General features: G+C 32.7%; 7 protein-coding genes and 1 pseudogene. All 8 read right to left on the bottom strand.

The window, feature by feature from the left end; all coding sequences use genetic code 11:
• A partial coding sequence (locus ACH2BG_RS03270; RefSeq protein WP_395046300.1) for a DUF4369 domain-containing protein occupies positions 1-515 on the bottom strand: 515 nt, incomplete at its 3' end.
• Positions 516-598: 83 nt separating this feature from the next.
• Positions 599-2,458, bottom strand: a complete 1,860-nt coding sequence (locus ACH2BG_RS03265) for a peptidase M61 (RefSeq protein ID WP_395046299.1) — start codon at positions 2,456-2,458, stop codon at positions 599-601.
• 57 nt (positions 2,459-2,515) lie between these two features.
• Positions 2,516-2,863: a hypothetical protein gene (locus tag ACH2BG_RS03260; RefSeq protein WP_395046298.1), complete on the bottom strand. Its 348-nt coding sequence runs from the start codon at positions 2,861-2,863 to the stop codon at positions 2,516-2,518.
• A gap of 68 nt (positions 2,864-2,931) precedes the next feature.
• The gene (locus tag ACH2BG_RS03255; RefSeq protein ID WP_395046297.1) at positions 2,932-5,850 is read right to left on the bottom strand and encodes a M16 family metallopeptidase; all 2,919 of its coding nucleotides are present in this window, start codon (positions 5,848-5,850) and stop codon (positions 2,932-2,934) included.
• Between the two features lie 260 nt (positions 5,851-6,110).
• The gene (gene rplT, locus ACH2BG_RS03250; RefSeq protein ID WP_395046296.1) at positions 6,111-6,455 is read right to left on the bottom strand and encodes a 50S ribosomal protein L20; all 345 of its coding nucleotides are present in this window, start codon (positions 6,453-6,455) and stop codon (positions 6,111-6,113) included.
• 174 nt (positions 6,456-6,629) lie between these two features.
• Entirely contained in the window at positions 6,630-6,827 is a 198-nt protein-coding gene (gene rpmI, locus ACH2BG_RS03245; RefSeq protein ID WP_022827375.1) for a 50S ribosomal protein L35, read from the bottom strand.
• Positions 6,828-7,087: 260 nt separating this feature from the next.
• Positions 7,088-7,627: pseudogene (gene infC, locus ACH2BG_RS03240) on the bottom strand (translation initiation factor IF-3); the annotation flags it as partial.
• 22 nt (positions 7,628-7,649) lie between these two features.
• Complete coding sequence (gene thrS, locus ACH2BG_RS03235; protein WP_395046301.1) at positions 7,650-9,596, bottom strand: threonine--tRNA ligase; 1,947 nt, start codon at positions 9,594-9,596, stop codon at positions 7,650-7,652.
• Between the last annotated feature and the right edge of the window lie 270 nt (positions 9,597-9,866).

Genomic DNA, 9,866 nt, shown 5'->3' with positions numbered 1-9,866 from the left:
CGCTTCAAAAGAGCATCTTGTTTTTTAGTATTTTCCGCGGAAATATCTTTTTTTCCTTTTAGAGCAAGTAATTCATCTTTTATGTAACCCAATTGTTGTTCATTAAATTTAGAAATAATGTCTTTGTATTGCTCATAAAGTTCTTGGTTTTTTGAACCCGTAATTTTAGCTTTGGCTAAGAAAAATTCTAAATCGGTATCAATATTCATTTTACCTGGTTCTGCAAAGAAAAGTAAATTGTTATCGATTGAGTTTGAAACACCACGATCAATATATAAATACAACATTTCTGGCGAATCGAGTTTTATTGTACTTTCGAAAGAGGATTTTCCGTTTATAATAATACTGTCAAGAACAACTAATGTAGAGTCTTGAACCCTCTGAATGTATAACTTTCCTTTTTTAAGACCTTTTATATTCCCGGTAATTTCTAAGGTGTTTTCTGATTTTTTTTCTTCACCACAAGAAGTAAGCAATGTGATAGATAATAGTGTAATAATTATTTTGTTCATCATAATTTTAATTTGCCGCAAAATAATAAAAAAATCCTCAATTTGCAGTACAAAATGAGGATTTATATTAATTATAATTTCAGTTATTAACCTTTTAACCAAGCATTTTTAATAGCGCTTTTACTCGCATCGGTTGCTTGTAATCCTTCCGCTTCGTCATAAGGTAGGTTTATTGTTCCTTTTAGTTCACTTTCTTTTCCGTCACGCTTTATTTTTACACTAATAGCCTCGTTTTCCTTCCAATTTTGGCTTAACATGATTAAGTCGTATATATTGTCTAAATTATAATTTGTACCATTTACTGATTTTAGTATATCTCCATTTTTTATTCCCAGAACAGCATAAAAAGCAGGTAATTCTATTTCTGGAAGCACCATTATTTCTTTTGTTTCTTGATTTACGGTAATATAAGGCACTTGTCCTTTTAGGAATACATTTCCTGGAATTTTACGTTTAGATTGTGTTACTCCAACTTTCGCGAAATATTTATCATAAGGAATAGGAGTAGGACCACTTACATAAGTTTCTAAAAATGTTTTTACTTCAGGATAAGTAAATGATACTATTTTATCGAATAATTCATCATCATTAAATGGTTTTGTTACACCGTATTCGTTAGTTAATTTTTGCATTAAGTCTAGAATTCCTCTTTCACCATTGCTATTTTCTCTAATAATTATATCTAAACACATTCCTATTAATGCTCCTTTTTGATATACGTTTAAGTATTGGTCTTTGTATGGTTTATCTAAAACATTTGCACTCATTGTGGTAAATGGGATCGTGTCGTTCATCGCTGCTGCTTGACTAATTTTATCGGACATGCGATTATAAAAATCTTCTTCCGATATTAATCCTTGATTTACTTGGAATAAATTGGCAAAATATTCCGTTACTCCCTCATACATCCACAAATGTTTAGACATTTTAGGTGCATTAAAATCAAAATATTGAATCTCTTTAGAGTGAACTCCAAGTGGTGTTACAATATGAAAAAACTCATGAGAAACAACATCTTTAAGTTGTTCTGCCATTGCTTCTTTTGGCATCATTTCTGGCATGACAACAGTGGTAGATGTTGGGTGTTCTAATGCTCCAAAACCTTTTGCATCAGCTTTTTTCATGTCAGATAAGTACAATAAGACAGCATATTTTTTAGTACTATTTATAGCGCCTAAAAACTTCTTTTGTGCACGCATCATGTTTTCCATTGCTGGAGCAATATCTGCTACTTTATAAGTTCCGTTTGGAGAGTAAAGACTAATTAATATTTCCATATCATCAACTTTAAATGTTGTATAATCTGGTTTAGAATACATAATCGGGTGTTCTACTAAATCGGCATAACGATAAGATTTAAAAACATCTTGCGTGTTGCTAGCATCTGTATCAGTCATAGAAGTTGCTCCAAATAAAGTTGCAGCATGCGAAATAGTTGTAGTGTACGGAACTTCTAATTTGTCTGAAAAATAACCTACAAATCCGTGTGTGTTTAGCATAAAATTTTCAGGAGAAATGTTTGTTCCCGCTGGAGAAAACACATCGCCACCACCAAAATCACCACCACCAGTTTCGGTATCAAAAGTATCATTTACCCAATAGGTTACTTTTTGCAGTTTTTTAGCATTGGTAATTTTCCAAGAATTTTCATCAATTTTTGTTAAAACTAATTCATTTCCTTTTGCGTCGAAAGCTTTTACATTTTCAATATACTTTCCGTAATTATCTGTAGAGTAAGTTCCAGGAACTGTTTTAGGAATGCTAAAAGTTACCATATCGAGATTAGTTGGCGTTGGTAATAGTGTTACCATTACTTTGTCATCTTTAATATTATTTAAATCGATAGAAACATTAACTTCAGGATTTACAGTCGTTGAGCTTGTTTGTGCTGTTTTACAACTTAGTAATACACTAGCAAAAGCAAGTGTGTAAATTATTTTTTTCATTAATTTCTAATTTGAAAGTTTTTTTATAAGTGTATAAAAGTAAATAAAAGTTACGATTTAAATAGTATTATTTAATAAGTTGATTACTTCAACTGGATTTTCAACTTGAATAATCAATTTGTTATAATTCGAATCTTTGAGTTGTACAATAATTGCATTTTTCTTTTTACAAACATCCCAAAAATTGCGTTTGCCTTTTTTTATATAAGTTCCTGCAGTAATAACCCATGGCAGTTGTGTACCAGGTATTTTCCAACCTATCCAAAAAGTAAATTCTTCATCACTTTGAAAAGCCTTTACAATATTCTCTTTTTTGACTATAATTTTGTTTTCAAAAGCCCAAAATTTGTGACTTCCTAGAATATCAAAAACAAATTCGTTCTCGATTGCTGTAACTTTTACCATAATATTTTTTTTTAAGCTATATAATGAACAAAAAAATCCCAACCTTTCGATTGAGATTTTCATGAAAATTAATAATTAAAAATTTCTTCTAATGTAACTACTTCAATTGTTCCTAATTTTTTTAAGGCTTCAAAATCTAAACTTTCCTTTTTACCAATAATTGCCGTATTGTATTTTTTGGTTTTTACTTCTTTATTAAAGAAAGTAGTAGTGTTTTCTAAAGTAAGATTCTGAATGTTTTTGTATACATCGCTTCGATTATCATAATCGAAACCTAGTTTTTTGAGTGCTAATTGACTAAAGAAAATATTAGTTTTTCCAATTCTTGTAGAAGCAATTTGTTTTAAACTTGACTCTTTTGCGTTGTTGAATTGTTTTTCTATTTTTGGCATTTCGTTTAGTAAAACCGAAATAGCATCTACTGCTTGCGGCAGCTTGTTGGCTTGTGTACCAATAGAAACTTGCATATAATCGCTCAAAAGTTTGTCTGCAGGCATTCTGTAAATCGCATTAGCAGAATAAGCAAGCGATTTAGATTCTCTAACTTCTTGAAAAACTATAGAAGATAATCCCGAACCAAAGTAGTTATTAAAAACATTTACAGTTCCTGCATTATTGAAATTGTATTTTTCTCCTTTGGCAATTCGAGTCATTTCTGCCTGAACCATGTCATAATTTGCAAAATATACTTTGTCTTGTGTTACTGGTTCTGCATATTCTTTTGCTGTAGGAATCGCTTTGTTTGCATTTAGATTATGATTTTTTTCTAACGAAGCAAGAATTGGTTTCAAATCATTTCCGTAAAAGAAAATTTGGTGCTCGTAATTGTTTATGTCTTTTAGTAAATCTGTCAACTCAGAAGCTTTCATTTCTTTTAGTTCTTGTTCAGAAAGAATATCTCTAAAACGAGAATTAGCACCATATTTTGCATAATTTGTCAATGCGTTCATGATGTTTTCTTTGCGTTTTTTTGCGTTACTTCGGGTGTTCAAAAGTGTAGCAACGGTTGTATTATAAACTTCTTGATCTGGTTTTACATTTTTCATTAAGTTTTCTAATAAGGCAACACCTTTTGGCAAATTACTTTCTAAACCAGAAAGAAAAATGTAGCTTAAATCGTTTCCAGCACTTACTGAATAGGTAACTCCAATTTTGTAAAACTCTTTTTTAATGTCTTCGACACTCATCGTATCAGTTCCTAGATAATCTAACATTTCGATAGCTAATGGCAGTTTCTTGTTGTTATCCGAACCCATATTAAAAATATAATACAGCTTAGCAATCTCATTGGTTTTGTTTTTCACAAAACTTACCGTCGTATTTTTTAGCTTTTTAGTTTGAATTTCTTTTTTAAAATCGACAAAAACAGGAGCTAAATCTCCAGAATTTATTTTAGAAAACGTTTTGTAAAATTCCGATTGTGCATCTCTGTTTAACTGAATAGGAGTGATTCCAGGATTAGAAACACGAACTAATTTGTCATTTATGCCTTTGGTTTTATATACTGCAACGTAGTTGTCTTTGTAAAAATCATTAGCAAATTGTACCACATCGGCTTTGGTAATTTTCGATGCTTCGTCAGTTTCTGCAATAATATCACTCCAATTTCTACCTTGAATGAATGATTGGTAAATCGTTGTTGCCAAACCATCTCCAGTTTCAAAAGTTTTCATGACATCAAGCTTCATGTTATTGATGATAGCAGGAATCATCATTTCGTCGAAATTTCCTTTTTTAACCTTATCAATTTCGGCAAGTAACATTTTTTCGCCATATTCTAATGTTTGACCATCTTTTGTAGATAAAGCTAAAGCTTGGTAACCATAATCGTTGAAAGTTGTTGAAAATGCACCAGCACTTAATGCTAATTGTTTTTGGTTAATATTACTATCTATAAGACCAACATCTCCAGAATTTGATAAAATACTAGAAGTAATATCTGATAGTAATGCTTCTTTTGTTCCTGCTCCTGCAGTTCTCCAAGCTAGCATCAATCGTTCGGCAGTAGGACTTTTCACTTCGCTTCTTACTACCGAAGTTATAGGTTTTTCGGTTACTAATTTGAATTTTGGAAGTTCTTTGTACTTCATTGTTCCAAAATAAGAATCTACCATTTTGATGGTTTTGTCAAATTCTAAATCACCAACTAAAACAACTGCCATATTATTTGGAACATAATATGTGTCAAAATAATTATGAATAGCCACCATAGATGGATTTTTTAGATGTTCTGATTTTCCAATCGTTGTTTGTTGCCCGTAAGGTGTTGTTGGGAACAAATCTTTCATCAATTGATAATTTACCAATCGTCCGTCGTTGTCTTGTGCACGGTTGTATTCTTCGTAAACTGCTTCAAGTTCAGTATGAAAAAGACGTAGAACCAATTCTGAGAAACGTTCTTTTTCGACAATCATCCATTTTTCCAGTTCGTTTGCTGGAATATTGTTTTTATAAACCGTTTCGTTTAGCCAAGTGTGGGCATTTGTTCCTTTTGCTCCCAATGAAGAAATAAGTTTGTCATACTCATTTGCCACAGAATATTTTGAAGCTTCTTGCGAAACTTCATCGATACGTTTGTATAACGCTTTCTTTTTTTCGGGATCGGTTTCGGCTTTGTGTTGTTCGTATAAATCGGAAATTTGTGCGATTAGTTTTTTTTCAATTTCCCAATTTTGAGTTCCAATTTTGCTAGTTCCTTTAAACACCATGTGTTCTAAATAGTGAGCCAATCCAGTATTATCGGATGGATCATTGTTAGAGCCTGTTTTTACAGGAATATAAGTTTGTATTCTTGGCTCGTCTTTATTTTGAGCTAAATATACTTTTAGTCCGTTTTGTAATGTGTAAACGCGAACGCCAGTTTTATCATTTTTTACTACTTCGTAAGAGTAACCTTGGTTATCTTTCTTTTTTTCGGTAGTGGTTGTTTGTGCATTCATTGTTGTGATACCTAGTATTAAGCAAGTGGTTAAGATTTTTATTTTCATTTGTTTTTTAGTTTGTTTCAAAAATAGGGAAATGATATAGTAATTTTCTGAAAGTTATGTTAAAAATAGGGTTGAATTTTAGGAGTCATTTTGTGTTAGGGATAGAAACGGAAATCCTTTTTTGAGGCTTTTTGCCGATAAAAAAGATTGAAGTGCATAGCCCGACCCTTGTGGTAACACCCTAATAGAAACAAAAAATCCCAATCTTTCGACTGGGATTTTCTTATAGTAAGTAATATAAATTTATTGTTGATAAAACGTTATTTTACTTTGTTAAGTATTGTTTTGAAAGCTACTGGGTGATTCATAGCTAAATCCGCAAGAACTTTACGGTTCAATTCGATATTGTGCTTATTCACTTTACCCATGAATTGTGAATAAGACATTCCTTCCAATCTAGCTCCAGCGTTGATACGTTGAATCCATAAAGCACGGAAATTTCTCTTATTTACTTTTCTATCACGGTAAGCGTAGCACATTGCTTTCTCAACCGCGTTTTTCGCAACTGTCCAAACGTTTTTACGACGACCAAAGAAACCTTTGGCTAGTTTCATTACTTTTTTTCTTCTTGCTCTTTTAGCAACTGAATTTACTGATCTTGGCATAATTTTAATGTTTTTTTGTAGTAAGGCGACTTGAATTTAATCGAAAGTACTTAATGGCCCACTCCAAGGTTATTTTAAATAATTTTTAACCTAAAGATTATTTAGGCAAAAGTAGTTAGGCAAAAGGCAAAAGTTTCAAAAACTTATGGCTATTGACTTTTTACTAATGGCTTCCTAGATAATTCTTAATTGTTGTTTGATGCTTTTCATATCTGTTTTGTGAACTAGCGCTGAATGTGTCAAAGCTAATTTACGTTTTTTAGATTTTTTGGTCAAAATATGACTTTTGAAAGCATGCTTTCTTTTAATCTTTCCAGAACCAGTAACTTTAAATCGTTTCTTGGCGCTAGATTTGGTTTTCATTTTAGGCATTTTTCCTAGTTTTTTTTAATTTATTCTTACTTACTATCTTTACGAGGAACGAAGCAATCCATTATCGTTCATCAATATTCTTATCTTGTAATTGCACAAAAGCAATTCGCTATCGTACTGTCATTGCGAGGTACGTGACAAAGTAATCTGTCGTCTTATTCAGTTTCTTTATCGCCAGAACTAGGTTGAGCTTCTGTATTTTTCACAACTGGTTTTTGTTGATTTTCCTTTGCTTTTGGCGGCGATTGTGTCGATTTACCTTTTTTAGGCGCAATAAACATAATCATTCTTTTTCCTTCCAAAACTGGCATAGCTTCAACTTTTCCATGTTCTTCAAGATCTGTTGCTAATCTTAACAATAATATCTGACCTTGATCTTTATAGATAATCGAACGCCCTTTAAAAAATACAAATGCTTTTAGTTTTGAACCTTCTTTAAGGAACTTCTCAGCATTTTTTCTTTTAAATTCGTAATCATGCTCATCTGTTTGAGGACCAAAACGAATCTCCTTAACTACAATTTGAGTAGATTTAGCTTTTAGCTCTTTTTCACGTTTCTTCTGCATGTAAACGAACTTCTTATAGTCCATGATTTTACATACAGGCGGTTCTGCGTTTGGAGAAATTTCAACTAAATCCAACTCTAATTGGTCAGCTAGTTTCATTGCGTCCGAAGTTTTTATAACTCCTGGTTCAACATTTTCTCCTACAAGACGTACTTCTGGAACACGAATAAAGTTGTTTATTCTGTGTTCGTCTTTTTTTTCTACTCGAGGCTGGTAACCTCTACTGTTTCTAATTGCTATGGCTCTTAATTTTTAGTTAAACTTCAAATGTTTTTAATGTTTTGCTTATTTCATCGTTTACAATTCTAGCAAATTCGTCTATTGTAACCGTAATATTTCCTTTTCCTTCTTGTCCGTGACGACGTATAGAAATGGTATTATTTTTCTCTTCTTCCTCGCCTACAATCAACATAAACGGGGTTTTTTGCATTTCTGCATCTCTAATTTTTCTTCCAATCGACTCATTTCTGTTGTCAATTAGGGCGCGAATTTCGTGATTTTCTAGCAGATTTAAAACTTTTTTCGCATATATTTCATATTTATCACTCAAACACAAGATTGTAGCTTGTTCTGGCATTAGCCAAAGTGGGAAATTTCCTGCTGTATGTTCTAATAAAATGGCTATAAATCTTTCCATCGAACCAAAAGGAGCACGGTGAATCATTACGGGTCTGTGTAGCTGATCGTCAGATCCTTTGTAAGTCAATTCAAAACGTTCAGGTAAGTTATAATCTACCTGAATAGTTCCCAATTGCCAACTTCTACCCAAAGCATCTTTGACCATAAAGTCTAATTTTGGACCATAGAAAGCGGCTTCTCCATATTCGACAACTGTATTTAAGTTTTTATCACGAGCAGCATTGATAATAGCATTTTCTGCTTTTTCCCAATTTTCGTCACTACCTATATACTTATCTCTATTTTCTTTGTCTCTTAATGATATTTGAGCTGTAAAATTTTCGAATCCTAACGAACCAAATACATATAATACTAGGTCAATTACTTTTTTGAATTCCTCATCCAACTGGTCTGGTGTACAAAAAATATGCGCATCATCTTGTGTAAATCCTCGAACACGAGTTAATCCGTGTAATTCTCCACTTTGCTCATATCTATATACAGTTCCAAATTCAGCATAACGTTTTGGTAAATCCTTATATGACCAAGGTCTTACATTGTATATTTCACAGTGATGTGGGCAATTCATAGGTTTCAATAAAAACTCTTCACCTTCAGCTGGAGTTGAAATAGGTTGAAAACTATCTGCTCCATATTTTGCGTAATGTCCTGACGTTACATACAATTCTTTCTGACCAATATGTGGTGTGACAACTTGCTCGTAACCACCTTTTTTCTGAGCTTTTTTCAAAAATTGTTCCAAACGATCTCTCAAAGCAGCACCTTTAGGCAGCCATAATGGTAACCCTTGGCCTACTTTTTGAGAAAAAGCGAACAATTCTAATTCTTTACCTAATTTTCTATGATCACGACGTTTTGCTTCTTCAAGCAGTTCTAAATAATCAGTTAAATCCTTTTGTTTCGGAAACGAAGTTCCGTAAACTCGAGTCAATTGTTTGTTTTTCTCGTCACCACGCCAGTAAGCACCAGCAATGCTCATGATTTTTACAGCTTTAATAATTCCAGTATTCGGAATATGTCCACCACGACACAAATCAGTAAAAGTAGCATGATCACAAAAAGTAATCGTACCATCTTCTAGATTCGAAATTAGTTCAGTCTTATATTGGTTGTCCTTATATAATTCTAAAGCATCTGCTTTCGTAACAGGACGTAATTTAAACTCATGTTTTTCTTTCGAAATCTCTAAAATACGATTCTCAATATTTTTGAAATCAGCTTCTAAAATTTTAGTATCACCAAAATCTACGTCATAATAAAATCCATTATCAATTGCAGGACCAAGAGTCAATTTCAAACCAGGATACATTTCCTCTAAAACTTGTGCCATGACATGTGAAGTCGAATGCCAAAAAGCTTTCTTCCCATCTTTATCATTCCAAGTATATAGAACAAGCGAACCGTCCGTCGTCAATTCCGTCGAAGTTTCCACCGTATTATTATTAAAAGCTGCCGAAATCACGTTTCTAGCCAAACCTTCACTAATACTTTTGGCAACATCCATAGGAGTTACGCCATTCTCAAACTCTTTAACCGAACCGTCAGGTAATGTAATCTTAATCATCATTATAATTTTGTGAATGCAAATATAGCAGTTTCACAAAACACACACAATATATATAAGGTATGTTTTTTTATTTTTTATTTAGGGCGTGTCCCTTCTCGAAAAGCTACGGGTCGGGCTATTCGTTACAAGTCCTCGCACTTCCTTCGTCAGGCTTTGGGCTTTTCATTACTATCCCTCACGCGCAGAAGTAATTCTTCAGCCATTCAATTTCGCCACAAACGGCATAAATCCGTTTAAATCTGCGTTTTGATTTATCAAATCCGTATC

This window comes from Flavobacterium sp., assembly GCF_043779715.1.
Lineage (GTDB): Bacteria > Bacteroidota > Bacteroidia > Flavobacteriales > Flavobacteriaceae > Flavobacterium.
This window is presented reverse-complemented; position numbering and strand designations above follow the sequence as displayed.

Bases quoted from the DNA above. Each gene is read 5' to 3' on its own strand.
- ACH2BG_RS03265 (WP_395046299.1), bottom strand. From the start codon at position 2,458: ATGAAAAAAATAATTTACACACTTGCTTTTGCTAGTGTATTACTAAGT.
- rplT (WP_395046296.1), bottom strand. From the start codon at position 6,455: ATGCCAAGATCAGTAAATTCAGTTGCTAAAAGAGCAAGAAGAAAAAAA.
- rpmI (WP_022827375.1), bottom strand. From the start codon at position 6,827: ATGCCTAAAATGAAAACCAAATCTAGCGCCAAGAAACGATTTAAAGTT.
- thrS (WP_395046301.1), bottom strand. From the start codon at position 9,596: ATGATTAAGATTACATTACCTGACGGTTCGGTTAAAGAGTTTGAGAAT.
- ACH2BG_RS03255 (WP_395046297.1), bottom strand. From the start codon at position 5,850: ATGAAAATAAAAATCTTAACCACTTGCTTAATACTAGGTATCACAACA.
- ACH2BG_RS03260 (WP_395046298.1), bottom strand. From the start codon at position 2,863: ATGGTAAAAGTTACAGCAATCGAGAACGAATTTGTTTTTGATATTCTA.